This window comes from Alkalihalobacillus sp. TS-13, from assembly GCF_019720915.1.
GTDB lineage: Bacteria > Bacillota > Bacilli > Bacillales > Fictibacillaceae > Pseudalkalibacillus.
Genome location: NZ_JAHKSI010000001.1, coordinates 2,940,051 through 2,959,710, shown reverse-complemented (window position 1 = coordinate 2,959,710; position 19,660 = coordinate 2,940,051). Strand labels below are relative to the sequence as shown.

At 43.7% G+C, this 19,660-nt stretch carries 20 protein-coding genes; 18 read left to right on the top strand and 2 right to left on the bottom strand.

What is annotated here, in order from left to right:
• Positions 1–63: 63 nt before the first annotated feature.
• Positions 64–801 (bottom strand): YqjF family protein, encoded by a 738-nt coding sequence (locus KOL94_RS14275; protein WP_221567070.1) that lies wholly within the window; start codon positions 799–801, stop codon positions 64–66.
• A gap of 60 nt (positions 802–861) precedes the next feature.
• On the opposite strand from KOL94_RS14275, the gene KOL94_RS14270 reads away from it, so the two are divergent.
• The 9 genes from KOL94_RS14270 (at position 862) to KOL94_RS14230 (ending at position 10,352) form a co-directional block, all read left to right on the top strand.
• Positions 862–1,197, top strand: a complete 336-nt coding sequence (locus KOL94_RS14270) for a hypothetical protein (protein ID WP_221567069.1) — start codon at positions 862–864, stop codon at positions 1,195–1,197.
• Positions 1,198–1,485: 288 nt separating this feature from the next.
• Entirely contained in the window at positions 1,486–2,604 is a 1,119-nt protein-coding gene (locus tag KOL94_RS14265) for a M14 family metallopeptidase (protein WP_221567068.1), read from the top strand.
• The gene (locus KOL94_RS14260; RefSeq protein WP_221567066.1) at positions 2,601–4,112 is read left to right on the top strand and encodes an FAD-dependent oxidoreductase; all 1,512 of its coding nucleotides are present in this window, start codon (positions 2,601–2,603) and stop codon (positions 4,110–4,112) included. Before KOL94_RS14265 ends, KOL94_RS14260 begins: the two co-directional genes overlap by 4 nt.
• Before the next feature lie 138 nt (positions 4,113–4,250).
• Positions 4,251–4,634 (top strand): YndM family protein, encoded by a 384-nt coding sequence (locus tag KOL94_RS14255; RefSeq protein WP_221567065.1) that lies wholly within the window; start codon positions 4,251–4,253, stop codon positions 4,632–4,634.
• A gap of 30 nt (positions 4,635–4,664) precedes the next feature.
• A complete protein-coding gene (locus KOL94_RS14250) occupies positions 4,665–5,021 on the top strand; it encodes a SpoIIAA family protein (RefSeq protein WP_221567064.1) in 357 nt (118 codons plus the stop codon).
• 67 nt (positions 5,022–5,088) lie between these two features.
• Positions 5,089–5,337 carry a Beta-galactosidase C-terminal domain gene (locus KOL94_RS14245; protein WP_260412454.1) on the top strand — a complete coding sequence of 83 codons (249 nt, stop codon included), beginning with the start codon at positions 5,089–5,091 and terminating at the stop codon, positions 5,335–5,337.
• Positions 5,338–5,508: 171 nt separating this feature from the next.
• On the top strand, positions 5,509–6,516 hold the full coding sequence (locus tag KOL94_RS14240; RefSeq protein WP_260412324.1) for an MBL fold metallo-hydrolase: 1,008 nt from the start codon (positions 5,509–5,511) through the stop codon (positions 6,514–6,516).
• 386 nt (positions 6,517–6,902) lie between these two features.
• Entirely contained in the window at positions 6,903–8,303 is a 1,401-nt protein-coding gene (locus KOL94_RS14235; protein ID WP_221567062.1) for an APC family permease, read from the top strand.
• A 666-nt stretch (positions 8,304–8,969) separates the two neighbouring features.
• Positions 8,970–10,352, top strand: coding sequence for a hypothetical protein (locus tag KOL94_RS14230; protein ID WP_221567061.1), 1,383 nt, complete (start codon positions 8,970–8,972; stop codon positions 10,350–10,352).
• Between the two features lie 300 nt (positions 10,353–10,652).
• Here KOL94_RS14230 and KOL94_RS14225 read toward each other — a convergent pair whose 3' ends face one another.
• A complete protein-coding gene (locus tag KOL94_RS14225; RefSeq protein ID WP_221567060.1) occupies positions 10,653–10,991 on the bottom strand; it encodes a hypothetical protein in 339 nt (112 codons plus the stop codon).
• 333 nt (positions 10,992–11,324) lie between these two features.
• Between KOL94_RS14225 and KOL94_RS14220 the strand changes: the two genes are divergently transcribed.
• The 9 genes from KOL94_RS14220 to KOL94_RS14180 all read left to right on the top strand — a co-directional run bounded on the left by KOL94_RS14220 (position 11,325) and on the right by KOL94_RS14180 (position 19,427).
• Entirely contained in the window at positions 11,325–11,660 is a 336-nt protein-coding gene (locus KOL94_RS14220) for a 2Fe-2S iron-sulfur cluster-binding protein (protein WP_221567059.1), read from the top strand.
• 56 nt (positions 11,661–11,716) lie between these two features.
• The gene (locus KOL94_RS14215; protein WP_221567058.1) at positions 11,717–12,487 is read left to right on the top strand and encodes a creatininase family protein; all 771 of its coding nucleotides are present in this window, start codon (positions 11,717–11,719) and stop codon (positions 12,485–12,487) included.
• 37 nt (positions 12,488–12,524) lie between these two features.
• Positions 12,525–13,991 carry a hypothetical protein gene (locus tag KOL94_RS14210; RefSeq protein WP_221567730.1) on the top strand — a complete coding sequence of 489 codons (1,467 nt, stop codon included), beginning with the start codon at positions 12,525–12,527 and terminating at the stop codon, positions 13,989–13,991.
• Between the two features lie 345 nt (positions 13,992–14,336).
• Positions 14,337–15,065: an iron-containing redox enzyme family protein gene (locus KOL94_RS14205; RefSeq protein ID WP_221567057.1), complete on the top strand. Its 729-nt coding sequence runs from the start codon at positions 14,337–14,339 to the stop codon at positions 15,063–15,065.
• A 165-nt stretch (positions 15,066–15,230) separates the two neighbouring features.
• Positions 15,231–16,703 carry an aldehyde dehydrogenase family protein gene (locus KOL94_RS14200; protein WP_221567729.1) on the top strand — a complete coding sequence of 491 codons (1,473 nt, stop codon included), beginning with the start codon at positions 15,231–15,233 and terminating at the stop codon, positions 16,701–16,703.
• A gap of 37 nt (positions 16,704–16,740) precedes the next feature.
• Positions 16,741–17,220 (top strand): GlcG/HbpS family heme-binding protein, encoded by a 480-nt coding sequence (locus KOL94_RS14195; protein ID WP_221567056.1) that lies wholly within the window; start codon positions 16,741–16,743, stop codon positions 17,218–17,220.
• A 31-nt stretch (positions 17,221–17,251) separates the two neighbouring features.
• Positions 17,252–17,848, top strand: coding sequence for a chromate transporter (locus KOL94_RS14190; RefSeq protein ID WP_221567055.1), 597 nt, complete (start codon positions 17,252–17,254; stop codon positions 17,846–17,848).
• Positions 17,845–18,375 (top strand): chromate transporter, encoded by a 531-nt coding sequence (locus KOL94_RS14185; protein WP_221567054.1) that lies wholly within the window; start codon positions 17,845–17,847, stop codon positions 18,373–18,375. Before KOL94_RS14190 ends, KOL94_RS14185 begins: the two co-directional genes overlap by 4 nt.
• 371 nt (positions 18,376–18,746) lie before the next feature.
• Positions 18,747–19,427: a GntR family transcriptional regulator gene (locus tag KOL94_RS14180; RefSeq protein ID WP_221567053.1), complete on the top strand. Its 681-nt coding sequence runs from the start codon at positions 18,747–18,749 to the stop codon at positions 19,425–19,427.
• Positions 19,428–19,660 lie beyond the last annotated feature (233 nt).

Below are 19,660 nucleotides of genomic sequence, written 5' to 3'. Positions count from 1 at the left end.
ATATTGACCCACTTCCCACTAAGTCGATCTCATAAACGGGGTATTTGTGATGAATATGTTTTTCTAATGTTTTGACGTGGCGGATTTTATGGGGTGCAACGGCCACAACAATACACGGCGGGATAAAGCATAGTGCAGGTAAAGCGGGGTGCCGGTTTGAAAGGGGGGCAGCTCCACCTTTTTTATGTCCACTTCTGCCTCACTAACTTGCCATTTTTCGTGATGGATATCTCCTTGTAACACTGTTTTGCCTTTTATAGTCCATAAAATGTACCTTTCGAGGAACCAATCGGTAAGAGTTCCTGTTGCAGGGGTGAATGGTTTTGAGGTCGCCCGATAAGTTGCTTGGAAGATGCCCCTCGTTTTACCGTTTCGGATACTAGAGTAGGCGATTGCGCCGTTTTGAACAGACATGGACATTTTCGCTTGGAAATAAGGCAAAGATAACGCTCTTGATCCAAGCACGAAAGGGAGCAGGTTCGCGTCCAGGCTGAAAAAATAGACTCCGGGGACCCCTTGATGCTTTACATAAGTTCTGACATTCAACTCCAAATAAGAATGAAAGAAGGGTATCTTCGGAAGCCTTCTCAAACGCATAGCGTTTACCTTGAAAGGAATGATACTGACCCATGCCTCTCCATCAAATGTATCCAACTCCAATGGAGACGGGATATGCTCTTGGATCAGGTCTCTTGATACAGGGAAATGCATGAACAGCAAATGGTCCCAACGTTGTGTCATCAACCATTTGGAATCTGGAAGAGGTGTTGGCCGATGACTAGTTCTTTGAAGTAATTCCATTGGAAAATCGGACACAATCATCCTACCCTTCGCTGAGTTTTAAAATGGTGCCGATTTAAAATGGTGCCAGGCACCGAAACAGATGCGTTGAGCCCCAAGGGTTTTGAAAAGGTGCCGGGCACCGAAACGGATGCGTTGAGCCCCAAGGGTTTTGAAAAGGTGCCAGGCACCGAAACGGATGCGTTGGGTCCCAAGGGTTTTGAAATGGTGCCAGGCACCGAAACAGATGCGTTGTGCCCCAAGGGTTTTGAAAAGGTGCCAGGCACCGAAACAGATGCGTTGGGCCCCAAGGGTTTTAAAAAGGTGCCAGGCACCGAAACGGATGTGTTGGGTCCCAAGGGTTTTGAAATGGTGCCAGGCACCGAAACGGCACCGAAACGGATGCTCATTCTATGATTGGTTTATCCATGTAATAGGAATGTTATACGGTCGATTATTAGGGAAAAAGCAGGTTTAAGGATGAACAAAGCTAGGAATGGTTAAGCATACTCAACAATGAAGAAGTGAGAGAAGTGACTGAGAATCAAAAGAAAAATAATAGTAAAGAGCAAAAACAGAAGGAAAAAGATCGCGACCGTGATATCGAGCCTCAGCGAGAGCTAGAAGATGAAAAGAAAAATTGAAAAGAGCCCGGATGACTTTGAGTAATGAGGAAAATCATTTTACAAGGCAGGAGCGGAGGACATGAGAGAAACTGAAGTTTATTTTAAAAAAACGTATGAAGAGTCTCGTGAAGCGTTCCGGGACCATCTAGATAAAATCCGCGAGAAGTGGCCGAAAGCGGAGTTGTCTACTGAAGCAATTGGAGCGGAAGAAGACAATACGATCGATATGATCTATTCAGATGCTCGCAAATCCAATGACCAGGTTCTCTTTTTCACGGCGGGAGTGCATGGAATCGAAGGTTACGCCGGAGCTGGGATGATCCATCTGTTCGTTGAGGAGTACCTCGATCGTGTCGACCCTGAAACGACGGGGATCTGTTTTGTGCACGCTGTGAACCCTTGGGGGGTGCGGAATTTCCGCCGTGTCACTGAAAACAACGTCGATATGAATCGGAACTGCGTGTACGGGGACGTTCGGAAAGATGTGAATAAGAATTACGCGAAAGAAAGTGAGATTTTCCTACCGAATGGAAAAATCACTGAAATTGAAAAAGAGAAGCAGGAACTGTATGCCCAGCTGAGTGAAGGCTCGATGAATGAAGGATACAGCGGAATCAAAAGTGCGAAAAGTATGGGGCAGTTCCAGTTCGAGAAAGGGGTCTATTTTGGCGGTAATTCAGAAGAACCGTCCACGACTTACTTGAAGAAACTGCAAAAGAAACTATTATCCGATTATGATCGCGTCATCCATATGGATTGGCACACTGCGCTCGGCCCGACGAATGAAATCACGATGGTGAATTCAGAAGTTGATTCCCGTAATGAGGAGGAATTGAAGTCCTTTTACAAGCTGGAAAACATCAAGAAATTCTCACCAGAAGATGTGAAGGGAGACACAACGAACCATTTCCATGAACTGAAACAAGAGGAATTTCCGGACACGTATCTTTTCTCAGCACTTTTCGAATTCGGGACATTCGGGGCAGATAAGGAAGCTGAACTGCGCGAATTCACGACGATCATTTTAGAGAATCAGTTGTATTGGAACGGTGCGGAAAAGGAAGAAGACCGCAAATGGGTCCTCGCTGAAACCCAAAACATGTTCTACCCAGAGGAACAAGAATGGCGAGAATCGGTCATAAAAGAAGGACGCCTGGGAATCGAGAATATCCTTGGTCAAGAAGGGATCTTAAAATGAGGTTGCCTAGCGATTCGCAGTCATTGTGGCGGGACTTTCAACTGGAGTCCTTTCCGCCACTTGAGGAAGATTTGACGTCGGAAGTGACAGTGGTCGGTGCTGGTATCACCGGAATAACAACAGCCTACTTATTGGTAAAACAGGGGTATGACGTTGTGTTGTTGGATGCCGGGCAAATTGTTTCGGGTGCAACAGGCTATACGACGGCAAAAATATCGGCACAGCACGGTCTCGTTTACGACCAACTAATCAAGACGATTGGAGAAGAAAAGGCAAAGCTCTATTATGAAGCCAATCAAGATGCCTTGAAGATGATTGATGATATACGGAAAAAGCATGAAATTGATTGTGATTTCAGCTATCAGGATGCGTTTGTGTATGGGGAGTCTGAACAGTCGAAGAAAAAGATCGAGAAGGAAGCAAAGGCGTACGAGAAACTCGGAATCGATGGAAGCTTGAGCGATGACGTCGATCTTCCTTTTCAGGTATCTGCTGCTGTTAAAATGAATGATCAAGCGCAATTCCACCCGGTCAAATACCTGGCTGCTATAGTAGCGTATTTAAAAGAGAAAAATGTGCGGATTTACGAGAACACGAGAGCGGTTGATATTAAGAAGGGTCAGAAACCTGAAGTCATCGCAGAAAATGGATACTCGATCACTTCGAATCATGTTGTGATTGCTTCGCATTTTCCTTTTAAAGATTTCGAGGGGGTGTATTTTGCGAGGCTCCATGTCGAGCGTTCCTATTCACTTGCGATCAGAACCGATTCAAAGATTCCAGAGGGGGTGTACCTGAATGCGGATCAGCCGAAACGTTCGATTCGCCATGCGGTTGATCCTTCTGGAGAGAAAGTGCTGCTCGTCGGAGGCGAAAGCCATACGAGCGGGCAAATCGATGATACGTTAGCCTGTTATGAAGATTTACGATCCTTTGCCGAGGAGCACTTTGGAGTTACTGAAATTCCCCGTCGTTGGTCTGCCCAGGATATGACAACCCTCGATAAGGTTCCTTATATCGGACCGATTACGGAGAAAAATCCGAACATTCATGTTGCGACTGGTTTTACAAAATGGGGGATGACCCTCGGAACGGGGTCTGCTAAGTTGATCAGTGACTTGATTGGTGAGAAGGACAACCGTTATGCCGAACTTTTTAAGCCTTCCCGGTTCAATGCTAAATCTGATGTTAAAAATTTCGCAGTTGAAAATGCTGATGTTGCAAAAGAATTCGTGAAAGGAAAGCTGGATCTCAGAACTAAAGATATTGGAGAGTTGGAGCATGATGAAGGTGCTGTCGTCAAAGTGAATGGGAAACGGGCGGGATGTTATAAGGATTCGGCAGGGAAAACAACCCTTGTCGACACTACCTGTACCCATATGGGATGTGAACTGAACTGGAATAATGGTGAGAGGTCTTGGGACTGTCCTTGTCATGGCTCTCGATTCAATACCGACGGCAAAGTTATCGAAGGACCCGCCACTAAACCCTTGAAAAAGCTATCCTGATCAAACGTTTTAAGTTCTGTCGCCCGGGAACATTACTATAAAGATATTTTATAAGGAGTGACACTATGGATCGGAAATGAGTGTAAACGAACTGGTCAAGGATGAAAAACTCTTTCTTTTTATAAGGAGGGAAAAATCATGGACCATGTAAAAGCACTCGCGATCAAAGCAGGCATAACACTTCCGCTAGTGTATCTGATTCTCGGATTAGGGTTCGGCATCTCCATAATGAACGTGGTGATTCTTACTGTCGTTCTAGGAGGCGTTTCCTATATCATCGGAGACCTCGTTATCCTGCCGAAATTCACTAACATGAAAGCAACGATGGCAGATTTAGGTCTCACATTTATTTTTGTCTGGGCAGTGGGTATTGTCCTGACAGGCTTACAAGCAGGTACAATGGCGGTGGCAGCAGCAATAACCGCATCAGTCATCGCACTCGGTGAACACTTCTTCCATTTTTATATATTACGAAAAGAATTAGGTGCGACAAAACATCTGAAAGCGCAGCACACCCATTAAGGTTTTTGTGTGAAAAGGAGGTTATGACGTATGTTCGAAATCCTTCCGAGTCAAGATCCGAATACAGTTGCTTTGGAAGTTCACGGGAAAGCCAGAGAAGAGGATGCAAATAAGCTTGATCAGTATGTAGAATCCAATTTTGAGAATAACGAAGATTTCAATGTCATTGCAATCTTTGATGAGTTGGATGGTACAACGTTCAAAGGTCTCGTTGAAGGGATGAAGTTTGATACGAAACGTTGGGATCAGTTCAATAAGCTTGCGGTTGTCAGTGAGAAATCTTCCATTGAGAAATTTACTAAACTGGGTGATCACTTGCCTGGTATCACTTCGAAACACTTTGATAAAAGCGAGCAAGAAGAAGCGTGGAAGTGGCTCAAACAGTAATCGCGACAAGATTTCAGATAATCGCGACAAATGGACTCCGGGAGGTATCTCTCGGAGTTTGTCTGAAATGATCCAGGTGCGGAAAACGGAAAAAGCCTTCTCGCCATATGCAAAGCAAGAAGTGCTTGATCTTGGAGAAGAAGTTTTTGCTTTAAAACGTATTGGTGAAGGTGACAGCGTCTATTTTGTCGTGAACCTAAACAGTGAGAAAACGACTGTTAACGCAGGTGTTCACGGAACCGATCTGTTGAGCGGAGAACCAGTTGACGGAATCCTGAAGCTTGGACCGTATGAATTCGTTTGGATAAAAGAATAAACATAGAGACAGCCATCTGAGAGGGTGGCTGTTTTGGATAGTACATCGTTACTAATTTCTAGAATTATAGATAAAAATTCTAGGATTCGAAGCTGTTTTTCTGGAATTCCATACGAATTTTCTAGGATTATGTTTGAAAGTGGAAAGGGCAGCCTCAAATGGTATAGAGTAATGAATAGAGTATGTGCTAAGGATGTGTACATAATGACAGAAGAAATTCAAGATAACGGCCGGACCGTGCACTCGATCAAGGTTCCGACTAGTTCTGACCTAGCTTCCTTCAATTTTTACTTGGTAGAAGAAGAGGGGCAACTGTCGCTGATCGACGCCGGAATCAATAGCGGAAAGTGCTGGGAAGCTTTCACTCACTTGTTGAACTGTAAGGGTTTTTCATTTGAGGATTTGGAGCGGATCATCATCACTCATAATCATGAGGACCATGTCGGGTTGGTGGATCGAATTGTGGCTAAGCGGAATATTCCAGTGTATGTTCCTGATAAGTCTATTCATCGTTTAAAAAGAGACAAGGACTTTTTCCGCATGAGAATTGAGTTTTTTGCGCGTTTATATAAGGAGATGGGATGCGGCGAGGCTGGAGAGAAACAGATCCGAAAGTTAGAAGATGCCTTCGAGAATCATGATAAAAAGAGGATCCAAGCTGACCTGACGCCTATTGATCATGAGACGATTGCAGGGCTGGAGCTGATCCCTACACCAGGGCATTCGCCGGACCATTTGGTTTTCCTGGATCGGGAGCGTGAATGGTTGTTTGGCGGGGATCTTTTGATTGACCATATTTCAAGTAACGCCCTTGTTGAGCCTGACCGTGAAGGGGTGCGCATAAAAACAGTACTGGAACTTGAAAAGTCGTTAAAAAAATTGCGCTCCTACAATGTGCAGGTCGTTTTTCCGGGACACGGTGAACTGATCGAAAACCCTAAAGATCTGATTGAGGTCAGGCTGGACGGAATAAAAAGAAAAGCCGACAAGGTGCTAGACCATGTAAAAAATGGAGTCGAGACTGCGAGCGAACTCGCCCAAACGATGTACCGGGGTAAATACGAAAGCCAATTCTCACTTGTCATGTCTGAAATCATCGGGCATCTGGATTATCTTGAAGGACACGAGAAAGTGACGAAAGAAATCCGGGATGGAGTCTGGTGGTATCGAGCGATTTAAGCGGGAAGACCGTTTTTGTAGATAATGGTCTTCAGAGAAAGGGTGGTCACCGCGATCACCTTCCTCAAGCCCAATTTTAAGATGAAATTTAGTGAAAACTCATCCTCGGATGAGTTTTTTCGTCTTAAAAAACCAATAAAATAGTGCAAACTCCCTGTCGGAAAAAGAAAGCGGACTATAGTCGCTTTCCACCCGAAGTATGTACGATGATGGCTGAGAGATTTTGCCTCAATTTCTCATATCCTCAAGAATAATGGCACTACCACCATTTCACACGCCAAAATACTCTGAATTTTTCAACTGTTTTGATATAATGAAAAACAATATTATTCTAGTAAATAAACTTATCTAAAATGCAGAAAAAATTCAAAGGAGTGAGGTCAAAAATGGATGGACAAAACAAGATGAAACGAGTGCTTTCACAGTGGGATGTTCTCGTACTCGCAATTGGTGCGATGCTCGGGTGGGGCTGGGTCGTCCTATCTGGGGAGTGGATCACTTCGGCTGGATCGATGGGGGCAGTCCTTGCCTTTGCAATCGGTGGCGTGTTAGTCATTTTTGTCGGGCTTACGTATTCGGAACTCGCCTCCGCCATGCCGGAAGTCGGGGGAGAGCATGCCTATGTCCATAGGGCATTAGGGAAGAAGGCGTCATTCATCGCTTCCTGGGCGATCACGTTAGGCTATGTCTCCGTCGTTACCTTCGAGGCTGTCGCCTTGCCAACGGTCGTTGATTATATCCTCCCAGAATATCAAGCTGGTTATCTATGGACGATTGCTGGCTGGGACGTCTATCTGACCTGGGTGCTGATCGGAATGGCAGGCTCGATTTTCATCACGCTTATCAATTATTTCGGGGTAAAACCAGCTGTTTTGGTACAAATGGTTTTGACGATCCTCATTGTCGGAATCGGTCTCATGCTCATTTTCGGATCTGCGGTCGGAGGCAGTACCGCAAACCTGGATCCATATTTTCTTGGTGGAGCAGGAGGCGTGATGACCGTCCTGATCATGGTTCCTTTTTTGTTCGTCGGATTTGATGTCATTCCTCAGGTTGCAGAAGAAGTGAACCTGCCATTCAAACAAATCGGTAAAGTGCTCATTTTTTCAGTTGGATGTGCGGTCGTCTTTTATATGTTGATCGCGTTAGGTGTGGGCCTGTCACTCGATAAAACGGCTCTAGGGAACACCGAACTTGCCACAGCGGACGCGATGGCAGCAGCGTTCGGTTCGCAAACCTTCGGGAACATCTTGATTTTAGGTGGAGTAGCGGGGATCATCACGAGCTGGAATGCTTTCATCATCGGTGGAAGCCGTGTCGTGTTTGCGATGGCGAAATCCGGAATGCTCCCTGGGTGGTTCGGGTTCTTGCATCCAAAGTACAAGACGCCATCCAATGCGATTTTGGCGATTGGCGGACTGGCAGTACTTGCACCATTACTCGGCCGACCAGCGTTGGTTTGGATTGTTGATGCAGGAGGACTTGGCATCGTCGTCGCTTATTTCATGGTTGCACTGGCATTCCTTGTTTTACGTAAGAGAGAACCTGGAATGGATAGACCGTTCAGGGCAGGGAAAGGAAATGCTGTGGGCTGGATCGCACTTGTTTTGAGTGTTGGATTCATCAGCCTTTATATGCCAGGGATGCCAGCAGCACTCGTATGGCCCGCCGAATGGATCATGATAGCAGTCTGGTTCCTGATCGGCGCCTATTACTTCTTGCAAATGAACAAAGGAAAGTATGAAGAAAAAGCACAACCGGATGAAAAGTTGGAAGTGAAGATGTAAGAATAATAAAAACCCCGAAAGTTGATGGAATCCTCAACAATCGGGGTTTATCATTTCACTTAAAGAAAGTATCAAATACTTTCTTTAGTATAAGTGCAACTAATGGCTCGGCCTACGCATTAGGCTTGGCTTTGCCAAGTTTTCTTTATTTATTATTTAGAACTTCAATGTTCTTTTTAGTCTGGCTAGCTTGCGGTTCGCTTTGTCTAACGCTTTTTTTGAACCAAAGAAAAAGTTAAACATGGTTCTCCCTCCTACAAATGAATATGAAGTTTTCTTTATATTTAAAGAAAGTATTAAATACTTTCTTCAATATAAGCGCAACTATGTCTCAGCCTTCGCCAAAATGCTTGGCTTTGACAAGTTTTCTTTATTTTCATTATAGGCGGTTATTATTATATTGTCAATAAAATTGTATACCAAATACCAAAATTTCAACTTATGAATGCTTAAATTATCTAAAAATTCTAATTTTGGTATACCAGGAGGTTTCGGTCTAGATGTTGATAGAGGAATTAAACCTTATTATAACAGTGTTTTTGAGCGATTTCACTCTTGGATGAGAATATCGATTTTGATAGCTATCATTTTAAAATCGTAAAGAATCCTAGTAAAATGTATACCATTAGTATAAAATGATAGATATTTCAGGAATCAGGTGATGGTATGCTTAAACTTTTATGTGCAACCGCAATCTTTTTATATATTCTATCAGAAGTTTTTACGAAGATGGACATCACAATTATGATTTCTTCTGTCAGCTTGGCCATTGTTGCGCTGACTTTTTTCATAGTGCCTCGATTTGTGAAAATACTCGGGGGAATCTTTTTGACCTCAGGTTTGTTCATGTTGATCAATAGCGGAGCGGGGTGGAAGGAAGTGCTGCTTTCGTTTGGCCCGATGTTGAATTTGCTTACACTTTTTGCAATGGTTCCGATCCTAGCGCTACCTATCAAACTAGGAAATTACGCAAAAGGCATCCAAAAGTTCATTCGCAGGAATGTCAAAACGTCGGGGCAGTTGTACTCAATGACTTCGGGTATATCGTATTTTTTCAGCATATTCATGAACCTGGCAACCTTACCAATGACATACTACTCGATGCGTCCAGCAGCCAACATGTACCCTTTGCAAAACAGGGAACGATTCATGAGCCGTGCGATCACACATGGTTTTGCGATGCCATTGATGTGGGCACCTGTCACGCCGATTGTCGGGATTGTAGTCGAAATGACAGGCGTAAGCTGGGCATCGATGCTTCCGTATGTACTGCCGCTAAGTATCATGGGACTGTTGCTCGATTGGTATATGGGGAGACTCACCGCAAGGAAAAAGAGGCAAAGAGAGGTCGATTATGCCGTGAATGAAATGGCAGCTTCGACTGAAGTGGGAGAAGAACAAGAGCGTTCAGGAAAGATCTCGCATATTTTCATTGCTATCATCATTTTCAACGTGCTGATTTCAATCTTAGAACAGAAATTGACTTTTTCATTCATCATCCTAGTGTCATTACTGGTCATTCCGTTTGCACTTGGGTGGACAATGTTTTTAAAGAAAACCAAAGACTTCAAAATTGGTTTGAAGGATCATTTTCAAACACATCTCTTGAAAATGAAAGAACAGTTTTTCATTTTCCTTGCAGCAGGGTTCTTCATCTCTGCAATCCAGTTTTCCGATATGAATGTGTTATTGAATGCGGGTATCGGAGCAGTGAAGGATTTGATCGGGAGTGAGGTATTCATCATTCTCTTGCCATTCATCCCATTGGCGCTTGCTTTTACCGGACTGCACCCGGCGGTTGGACTGGCTTTGCTGGCTGAAGCACTTGATCCGAAAAACATGGGGATTTCTCCGTACGTCCTGACGGTTTCCATGCTGGCTGGAGCAGTAGCTGCCTTCTTGATGGGACCATATAATGCGACGATCGGGTTGATGTCGAGTATCGTGAAAACAAATTCGTTCAAAGTATCGAATTGGAACATATCCTTTACGGCACTATTTTTATGTTGCAGTATGCTGTATTTAATTTTACTGGAGTTCATCATATAGGAAGGGCTGTCTATTTGAAGTCAGCACCACTTCTCTTTTTGTAGATAAATTCTTATTTTTGTAGTTTGACCTCTGTTTTTTGTAGATACCACAGTTCAGCTCTTATGAAAAACAACGAACTCCTCTTGATCGAATCCGATTCAACAGCTTTTTCAGTTCTATTTATGAAAATGGAGTTAAAAAGTGTGATAAAAAGCTGAAAGTAACGAAAAACAGGTATTAAGTGGAACGATTTATTACACACGAGTAAAAACCTTACCTATCCGGCAAGGTTTTTTTATTGAACATTTTTTGATCAGTTCAGTTCGCTGGAGCAGCCTCCGATTTCACGAGTTTAGAATACTTAGAGTCATCGCTGTTTCCGGAAGCTTTCACGATCTCATATAATTCCTCTCTTGCATCCTCAATGTTTTCGAAGGTTTCAAAAAACTTCACTCGGATATGATTGACATATTCTTTTCCTTCATAGTTTTCGTATAGTTGGATTTTCGCATTATCATCAAGGACCTTTGCGATCGTATAGGTTGATTTCAGCTTATCGAAAAAATAAAACTGATAGGATTCAACCGTTTCCAGTCCATCATTCTCTAGAATTGTTTGAAATGTATCTTTGTTCGTCAACACAATATATTTCGCCATACAAACATTCCTCCTTATGAGTTTTGTATCCACCACGGTTCTATGAACGAATGACGTCCAGATCGTCACCTCCGATAGGTAATAGTATTTTGTATACCAAACGTATTTGTCTATTAGTCTATAACAAGATTGTGCTCAGTTCAATATTATTTTCAGAATTTTATATTAATTAAAGTTTCAGTTCTGTAAAAACCTTGATTTATCAGGATTTTTCAAATTTATATTTTAGTAAATTTCGTGGTAAGGGTTTACATCTGATGCAAACGAAATGTATACTTATTTTAAAATTCAAAAAATTTAGACAAAAAATTCACAGTGAAGAGGTGTTTTGGTATGCCAAAAGTAACGTTACATGTCGACGGTGAAGTCGTGCAACAGGAGGTAAAAGACCATGCTAATCTGGTCGTCCTTGCTGGAATCAAGCAATTTCCTAAGTTGAAATATGGTTGTGGAATGGGAAAATGTACAAAATGTACGTGTAAGGTGATTGATGGTGCAGATCAGCTCGATCCACCAAATTGGAAAGAACAAAAAATGCTTGGCGATAATTTGGACAAGGGTTATCGTCTTACGTGTCAGTTGACAATAAAGGATAATCTCGAAATCACCCAGGAGAACATTGCGCTCAAAAAGAAGTCGAAATTGGTAGAGGAAAACACTACGGGTTAATTTAATTTTTATGTTAAAAGGTATACAATATTCCAATATATGGGAGGAAACGCACTTTGAAGGCATATTTGTTAACCGAAATGACATGGGAAGAGGTGAAGGATGCCCTTGAAACGGTCAAAATGGCGGTCATTCCGATCGGAGCCCATGAACAGCATGGTCCACATATGGTTGAAAGCTGTGATGCTGTGCTTGCGACGGAAATGGCGAGCCGGTTGGCTGAAAAGATGTTTCCGCACATCCTGGTGACCCCGACTGTTAACATGGGTGTTTCGCCACATCATCTTAATTTTCCAGGGACAATTTCTCTTCAGCCAGAAACGCTTATCACTATTTTACGTGATATGGTCCAATCTTTAAAGCGGCACGGAATCGAAAAATTCCTCTTTCTTAATGCACATGGCGGAAATCAATCGACGCTGAGCGTAGCAAGCACCACCATCGGACCTGAGGAAGATGTTGATATCTATTATGCAAAAACGACGGCATCAGCAAAACAAGCAATCTCTAAAAATATAAATTCTCCTATCTTCGGACACAGCTGTGAACGGGAGGTCTCAGAGGCACTTTATCTCGCACCATTTCTTATCCGCGCAGATAAACTGAATAAAGGAGACTTCAACGAAGGGGGGAGATACAAGCAGTTAAGACCTGGCAAGCCGATCCAAGGATTTTATCACTATGAAGAAATGACCAAAAATGGGTGCATTGGTGATGCTACAAAAGCATCCAGGGAAATAGGCGAACAAATCGTTGAGGAAGCATTAGAAAACCTAACGGCTGCATTAGAGGATTTGTTAGACCTTAAGCCGGAGTCAGTTCATTGAAAGCCTTGAAGTTCAAAGAATGAAAGGGTGAATGAAATTGGAGTTGTCTGCTGCTCATTGGTTGTATGCTATAGTCACGTTTCTTGTCATTTTCACCATGTTATTCCGTCGGGGTGTTGTCCTGCCGACGATTGTAGGAACGTTGTTAGTTGCATGGGTTTATAAGGGGTCGTTCGTTGGTGGCCTTCAGGCTGTATTTAACGCAAACCTGGTCGCGGCGCAAGAATTGTTCAGCATTTTTCTGATCATTACATTGATGGTCGCGTTGTTGAACTCGCTGAAAGATATCGGTGCAGATGAAAAAATGATTGCCCCGATCCAAAAGGTGATGGTCAATGGACATATTGCATTCTTCGTCTTGATCGGAGTTACGTATGTCATCTCATTATTCTTCTGGCCGACACCCGCAGTACCATTGATCTGTACATTGTTAGTTCCGGCAGCAATCCGGGCTGGACTGCCAGCGATGGGAGCTGCGGTGACGGTTGCGATTGCGGGTCAAGGTATGGCGTTGTCATCCGACTACATCATGCAAATCGCTCCTATGCTGAGTGCAAGTGCAGCTGGTATCAGTACGGCGTCTGTCGCTGACAAAGCGATCGTACTCTCCCTTATTACAGGAGGGGTAGCTGTACCGCTTGCTTATCTCAGTGTTCGTAAGTCGATCGCTAAGCCGGATAGCGAAGAGTCAACGTCTTCATTGAAAGCTCTCCGAGAGTTGACGAATGTTACACCTCAAGTAGAAGCCGAGACGGCAAGTGCAGAAGAAGAGGATGTGTATGGACATCGACGTGAGATATGGGGCAAATTTTTTGCGGTCTTAGTCCCGCTTTCTCTATTGGCGGTCATGCTCTTCATGTTTTCGACGAAACTCGGTAGTGCAAAATCTGGAGGGTTCGAGGGCGGTGACGGTGCGGCCTTCATCGGTGGTGTTGCAGCGGTCTTGCTGGTTTTAGCTTCCGTAGCATTCCGCCGGATCCATGCCCTTGATAAAATCAGTGAACACATCACAGACGGTTTTGTTTTCGCTTTCAGGGCGATGGGACCCGTCATTCCGATTGCAGGATTTTTCTTCCTGGGAAGCTCTGATTTTACAGGGTCGATCCTTTCATTAGGAGAAGATGCCTCTAAACCGGCTTTCTTATTCGATCTGGTACAATCTGCACAATCAGCGATTCCTGAAAACACATTTTTCGCTGCCTTTGGAATTTTGATTGTCGGGATCATCACTGGGCTGGATGGTTCTGGTTTCTCCGGATTGCCCCTTGTAGGTGCATTGTCGGGTGCAATGGAAGGGACGACCGGAATAGATCCAAGTACACTCGCAGCCATCGGTCAAATGGGCTCGATCTGGACTGGGGGAGGAACATTGATTGCCTGGTCATCATTGGTAGCTGTAGCCGGATTCTGTGGAGTCTCTGTTCTAGAACTAGCCAGGAAAAACTTCATCCCGGTCATTACAGGATTGTTTGTCGCCACATTGTTTGCCGTACTGTTTATGTGATTATTCGCATTTAAAGAAAGTATAAAATACTTTCTTCAATATAAGCGCGACTATAGCTCAGCCTGCACCAATGGCCTGGCTTTGCAAAGTTTTCTTTAAGTAAAAAAGAACAAAAATATAAAAAATTCTGAAAACAGTGTTTACAAATAAAAAAAGATAAGGTACCATTTAGTCAAATGGTATACCAAATGAATCTACCACTATCTATCACTTGAACTATATTCATCCATGACCCAGCTGGCAATAGGCAGTCACAGAATATAGTTATATTATTTAAGTTATTGGTATACAAAATACTGTACACAAAATCAGAAAGTGTGAAAACTTTCAAGGAGGAGAATGGAAATGGCAAAACTATTATCAAAAGACGAGTTTCGTAAAGAACTAGAAGAGGCGATCAAAGGTAACCATAGTCAGAAAGCGCCTTTCACTGTTGCATGGGCTGAAGGGAAGCTTGAGAGGCACCATTTTGCGCGATGGGCTGAAAACCATTACCACTACGTAGGTCCTTTTGCTAACTATCTTTCTTACATTTACCATAACACTCCTGATCTACCTGAATATGAAGACGCTAAAGACTTTACCCTTCAAAATATGTATGAAGAAGAAATTGCGGCTGATCGTCACACAGACTTGTTGATTCGTTTCGCAGAATCTTGCGGTACGACAAGAGAGCGTGTCCAGGATCCTAAGAACATGACAGCAACGACACTTGGACTACAAAGCTGGTGTTATTCAGTAGCAGCTAGAGAAAACTTTGTTGTCGCAACAGCGGCGCTAGTAGTCGGATTAGAATCGCAAGTTCCGGATATTTACCGAAAACAAACACCGATCCTTCGTGAGAAATACGGCTTCGATGATGAAGAAATCGAGTTCTTCGATTTACACATCGTATCGGATGAAATCCACGGAGAACGCGGATACAAAATCGTTCTGGAGCATGCGAATACACCAGAGTTACAGCAACAGTGTCTCGATATCGTCCGGGTCGGGGCTAAAATGCGCCGCATGTACATGGATGGCCTCTGGAGAGAGTACCTTGAACAAGATTTAGGTGCACTTGTACAAGCCTAATAAACATAGACGCTAGCAAAATAACATACTATGGCAGTTTCCTGAGCGGGAAGCTGCCACTTTATTACACTTAAAGAAAGTATTGATACTTTCATCAGTAAAAGGCAACTAGGCTCAACCTGCGCCATAGGCCTGGTTTTGACTAGTTTTCAAGAACTAGAAAGGATGATATATGTGCTGACAGCGAAAGCAGAACTCTACAAAAATCTGATTGCAGGCGAATGGACTACATCAGCAAGCGGGACGACATTCCAGAGTACCAACCCAGCAAATAAAGAAGAAGTGGTGGGGGAATTCCAGGCATCTAATGAGGAAGATGTGAAAAAAGCAATTGAGGTCGCTGACAAAGCGTTTCCGAGTTGGGCAAGCACCCCGCCTTCAAAAAAAGCAGCAATTTTAAATAAAGCGGCCGGTCTACTTGAAGATGGAGTCGAACAACTCGCAGATGAATTGACACGAGAAGAAGGAAAACCCATAGGGGCATCCCGTAAAGAAGTACTCCGATCTGCTCAAACGTTACGTTATTATGCTGTTGAGGGGCAGAGTTTCACAGGTGAAACGTTCCCACAGGACGATCCGAACATGAAAGTATCGACTGAACTGGAACCACTTGGGGTCATAACCGTGATTACGCCATGGAACTTCCCAATCTCAATACCAGCACGGAAAATTGCACCAGCCTTGATTACGGGGAATACTGTCGTGTTCAAGCCATCTTCTGAGACGCCGTTGATTGCTTATCGTCTTGTCGAAGCGCTCCACGAGGCAGGTCTTCCAGAGGGTGTCCTTAATTTTGTGACAGGTCATTCAAAGGATATCGGTGACAGTTTAGTCACTCATCCTGCGGTCAAAGCGGTCACATTCACTGGATCGACGACTGCTGGCGAACACATCCACCGTAATGTTTCGTTGGAGACCCGTACGCAAATGGAACTGGGCGGAAAAAATCCGATCATCGTCATGGATGATGCAGATGTTGAACTGGCAGCTCAGTTGACGGTCAACGGCGGTTATTCTTTAACCGGACAAGCCTGTACCGGAACAAGTAGGGTCATCGTGATGGAGGAAGTGAAAGACAAGTATTTGGACGCGTTAGTTGAAAAAACGAAGGCGCTGAAGATCGGTAACGGGTTTGAACAAGGTGTTACGATCTGCCCGTTAGCAAGCGAAAAGCAACTGAACAATGTCCTGAACTATATCGGAATCGGAAAACAAGAGGGTGCTACGCTTGTTTATGGCGGTGATCATCTTACTGAAGGCGATCTCGGAAAAGGATTTTACGTGCAGCCGACCATTTTCTCTGATGTAACGCCTGACATGACGATCGCACAAGAAGAAATTTTCGGTCCGGTCATTTCCGTTATCGAAGTTGGAACTTATGAAGAAGCCATTTCGGTGGCGAATGGTGTCAAATATGGGTTATCGGCCTCCATTGTTACGAACAATCTTAAAACTGCCCAGCAATTCACGAAAGAAATCAAAGCAGGAACTGTAAAAGTGAACCGTACGACAACCGGAAACCTAATCAATGCACCATTTGGCGGTTTGAAAAAATCAAGTACGTCCACATTCCGCGAATCAGGAAGAGCGGGACTCGAATTTTTCACACAAATCAAAACCGTGTATGTCGGATATTAATTGACCCGTTCGATGGGATGAGGAGGATAAACAGACAATGAAAACAACATTGAAACTTGAGTTGGAAGAAGCAAAACTGATCATAGAAGAAGCCAAACGAAAATCTGAAGAGATTAATGTTTTGGAGACAATTGCAGTTGTGGATGACGGCGGGAACTTGATCGCGCTCGAACGGATGAACGGGGCGCGTATTACAGGACCGGAAATCTCGATTGCGAAAGCATTCACGGCAGCAGGACACAAGCGGTCAACGCATCTTTTCAATAGAGAACCGAACGGACCCGTGCTTCCAGGAAACGAAGCCTTCGGGATCCAACAAATGCTGCCTGGTAAATTCGCTGTGTTCGTCGGTGGTTTTCCAATCGTAGTTGATGGAGAAGTCATCGGTGGAATTGGTGTAAGTGGCGGGAACGGTGAGCAGGATACAGCTGTTGGAACTGCTGCACTAAGAGCATTGCAAGAGCATCTGCAACCTGCCGGACATGAAGTAGTGACGGATGCTGATATCAAAAAATGACCAGGGTTGACGCAGAAAGAAGGAGATTCATTTGAGACCATTCTTGGACCTTACGATCGGATTCGCAAGGACCGGGGTGACTGGTTATGGAGGCGGACCGTCGACGATTCCATTGATCGAATATGAGGCTGTGAAAAAATACAAATGGATGACAGAAGATGAATTCGGGCAGACCCTGGCTCTTGCGAATACATTGCCTGGCCCGATTGCTACGAAAATGGCCGCTTATATCGGATACAAGGTGAAAGGGAGCTTAGGGGCTGTCGTTGCGATCCTTGCGCATATTTTACCGTCGTTGATCGGAATGGTCGGCATGCTCGGTATTTTGTACAAATATCGAAACTCGCCATTCGTCAGCGGAATGGTCGCGGGAGTTACACCGATAATTGGTATACTGCTCCTTGAAATGGCGTATAAGTTTGCGGATAAAGCCCGAAAAGGTCTCGGGTTCCCTATCATGCTTGCCTTATCAGGTCTCTCTCTTGTCGTCCTCCAATTGTTGAATGTCCATCCAGGTGTGATGATCGGGTCTTGTTTAGTGGGGGCTTTCATTGTGGCGACATACAGGAGCAGAGGGAAGGCCGAATCTGAAAAAATAAATGTTGAGAGAGAGGAAGAAAGCGTATGATCTACTGGGATATTTTCTGGGCTTTCTTCATTTCCAATCTGCTCGGTTATGGCGGAGGTCCATCAACGATACCTCTTGTTCAAAATGAGGTCGTCAATCGCTATGAGTGGATGACCTTGCGTGAATTCGGGGACCTTTTAGCGATTGCCAATGTGCTTCCAGGTCCGATTGCGACCAAGATGGGGGGCTTTATCGGCTATCAAATCGCCGGTGTACCAGGCATGTTGATTGCTCTTGCGGCTACGATCCTCCCTTCAGCAATAGCCGTCATCATCCTGTTCAAGTTCGTGAATCTTTTTAAAGACTCACCTCATGTAAAAATGCTGACCGTTTCCGTACAGCCTGTCATCGCGATTTTACTAGGCGTTTTGGCATTCCAGTTTTTTATTACTGCGTTTGAAACGAGCGGAGTTCTGCATCTGGTGATTTTGACAGCAGTTGGTTGGCTGACGATGTACAAATTCAAGGTCCACCCAGCACTTGTGATTTTATGTGCGTTAGGGTACGGCGGCGTATTTTTAGCATAAAAGGAAGGTTTTTGAGATGACTCAAGCGGGTCATCTCTATTTCCATTTGAGATCAATATCTGGTACGTTGAGTGTAAGAGATGTTTTGGGTCTATTTTACTAAATTGCAAGATAAGAATGTAAAAATAAGAAATAATAGCGGGTATTTAGGAAATTAAGGCGTAAAATTAGGAGAAAACACCTTGAAATTATGAAATGAAGCTACATAGTTAGGAAATACTAAAAAGAGTTGAAGAATTAATTGAATGAAAAATGAAATTATCGTAAAGATTCTGCTAAAATAGTAAAAAAGGAAGTAACAGGTGCATGGAAATATTACTATAAAACATACTACGATGTTTTATAGGGGAAGCTAAGTAGGTGACATTTAAATGAAATGGGCAGAGGATGAACTATTGTCTATTCGCGAACGCGCATACAGATATCTAAAAGACTTGATTTTAGAGGGCGAATTCAAGCCTGGAGACCGTTTGATTGAAAGGGAACTGGCCACCAAATTGAACATTAGCCGGACGCCGATACGTGAAGCACTATTTCGACTTGAATCGCAAGGCTTTGTCAAAACAGTGCCTCGTAAAGGGGTCATTGTTACTAACATTTCTGAAGAAGAAGTCATTGAAGTATTTACGATCCTGTCCTCACTTGAGGTGCTCGCAGCTAAACTCGCGGCACAAAAGATGGATGAGGAAACTCAGAAAGTTTTTGATGAGAAAATAAGAGAATTAGAAGAGCTTGAGCAAAACGGCTCTGAGGACTTTGATAATGAACATATCAATATGAACCTTCTTCTGTACAAAGCTTCGAAGAGTCCGAAGTTGTACGAAATACTTTCAGGATTGACGGATTATATTCAAATGTCAGCAAATATGGGGTATGAAACTCCAGGACGAAGGAAGGAATCATTAAGGGAGCATATCCAGATCATGAGAGCGCTTCGAGACAAAGAAGTCGAAATGGCTGAATATCATACGAAGATCCATATTGAAAATTCGAAAAAGGCTTATATCAATTTCCTTGAACAACAAAAAGAAAAACGGAAGGCAAATCGATAGGTACATGTATCAAAAGCGCGGGTTTATTACCGGGCTTTTTTATTTTTATTGTTGATTTCTACGAAATTCACTCCCTTTCCGCGGGCGATCCGCAAGCCTCCTCATTCGTTCCTCACTGCGGGGTCTCGCCTGGCTCGCTTTTCCCGCAGGAGTGTCGTAAATTTCGTTTAAAATCAACCAAAGATCCAATTTTAAGTGGAAACGAAATCTTTTGTAGATCCATCAATCGTTAA

Excerpts from the sequence above, each read along its gene's own strand:
- KOL94_RS14275 (WP_221567070.1), bottom strand. The coding sequence starts at position 801 with ATGGAATTACTTCAAAGAACTAGTCATCGGCCAACACCTCTTCCAGAT.
- KOL94_RS14205 (WP_221567057.1), top strand. The coding sequence starts at position 14,337 with ATGGCAAAACTATTATCAAAAGACGAGTTTCGTAAAGAACTAGAAGAG.
- KOL94_RS14195 (WP_221567056.1), top strand. The coding sequence starts at position 16,741 with ATGAAAACAACATTGAAACTTGAGTTGGAAGAAGCAAAACTGATCATA.
- KOL94_RS14230 (WP_221567061.1), top strand. The coding sequence starts at position 8,970 with ATGCTTAAACTTTTATGTGCAACCGCAATCTTTTTATATATTCTATCA.
- KOL94_RS14260 (WP_221567066.1), top strand. The coding sequence starts at position 2,601 with ATGAGGTTGCCTAGCGATTCGCAGTCATTGTGGCGGGACTTTCAACTG.
- KOL94_RS14250 (WP_221567064.1), top strand. The coding sequence starts at position 4,665 with ATGTTCGAAATCCTTCCGAGTCAAGATCCGAATACAGTTGCTTTGGAA.
- KOL94_RS14245 (WP_260412454.1), top strand. The coding sequence starts at position 5,089 with ATGATCCAGGTGCGGAAAACGGAAAAAGCCTTCTCGCCATATGCAAAG.
- KOL94_RS14235 (WP_221567062.1), top strand. The coding sequence starts at position 6,903 with ATGGATGGACAAAACAAGATGAAACGAGTGCTTTCACAGTGGGATGTT.
- KOL94_RS14200 (WP_221567729.1), top strand. The coding sequence starts at position 15,231 with ATGATATATGTGCTGACAGCGAAAGCAGAACTCTACAAAAATCTGATT.
- KOL94_RS14265 (WP_221567068.1), top strand. The coding sequence starts at position 1,486 with ATGAGAGAAACTGAAGTTTATTTTAAAAAAACGTATGAAGAGTCTCGT.
- KOL94_RS14255 (WP_221567065.1), top strand. The coding sequence starts at position 4,251 with ATGGACCATGTAAAAGCACTCGCGATCAAAGCAGGCATAACACTTCCG.
- KOL94_RS14240 (WP_260412324.1), top strand. The coding sequence starts at position 5,509 with ATGAATAGAGTATGTGCTAAGGATGTGTACATAATGACAGAAGAAATT.
- KOL94_RS14220 (WP_221567059.1), top strand. The coding sequence starts at position 11,325 with ATGCCAAAAGTAACGTTACATGTCGACGGTGAAGTCGTGCAACAGGAG.
- KOL94_RS14270 (WP_221567069.1), top strand. The coding sequence starts at position 862 with ATGGTGCCAGGCACCGAAACAGATGCGTTGAGCCCCAAGGGTTTTGAA.
- KOL94_RS14185 (WP_221567054.1), top strand. The coding sequence starts at position 17,845 with ATGATCTACTGGGATATTTTCTGGGCTTTCTTCATTTCCAATCTGCTC.
- KOL94_RS14180 (WP_221567053.1), top strand. The coding sequence starts at position 18,747 with ATGAAATGGGCAGAGGATGAACTATTGTCTATTCGCGAACGCGCATAC.
- KOL94_RS14225 (WP_221567060.1), bottom strand. The coding sequence starts at position 10,991 with ATGGCGAAATATATTGTGTTGACGAACAAAGATACATTTCAAACAATT.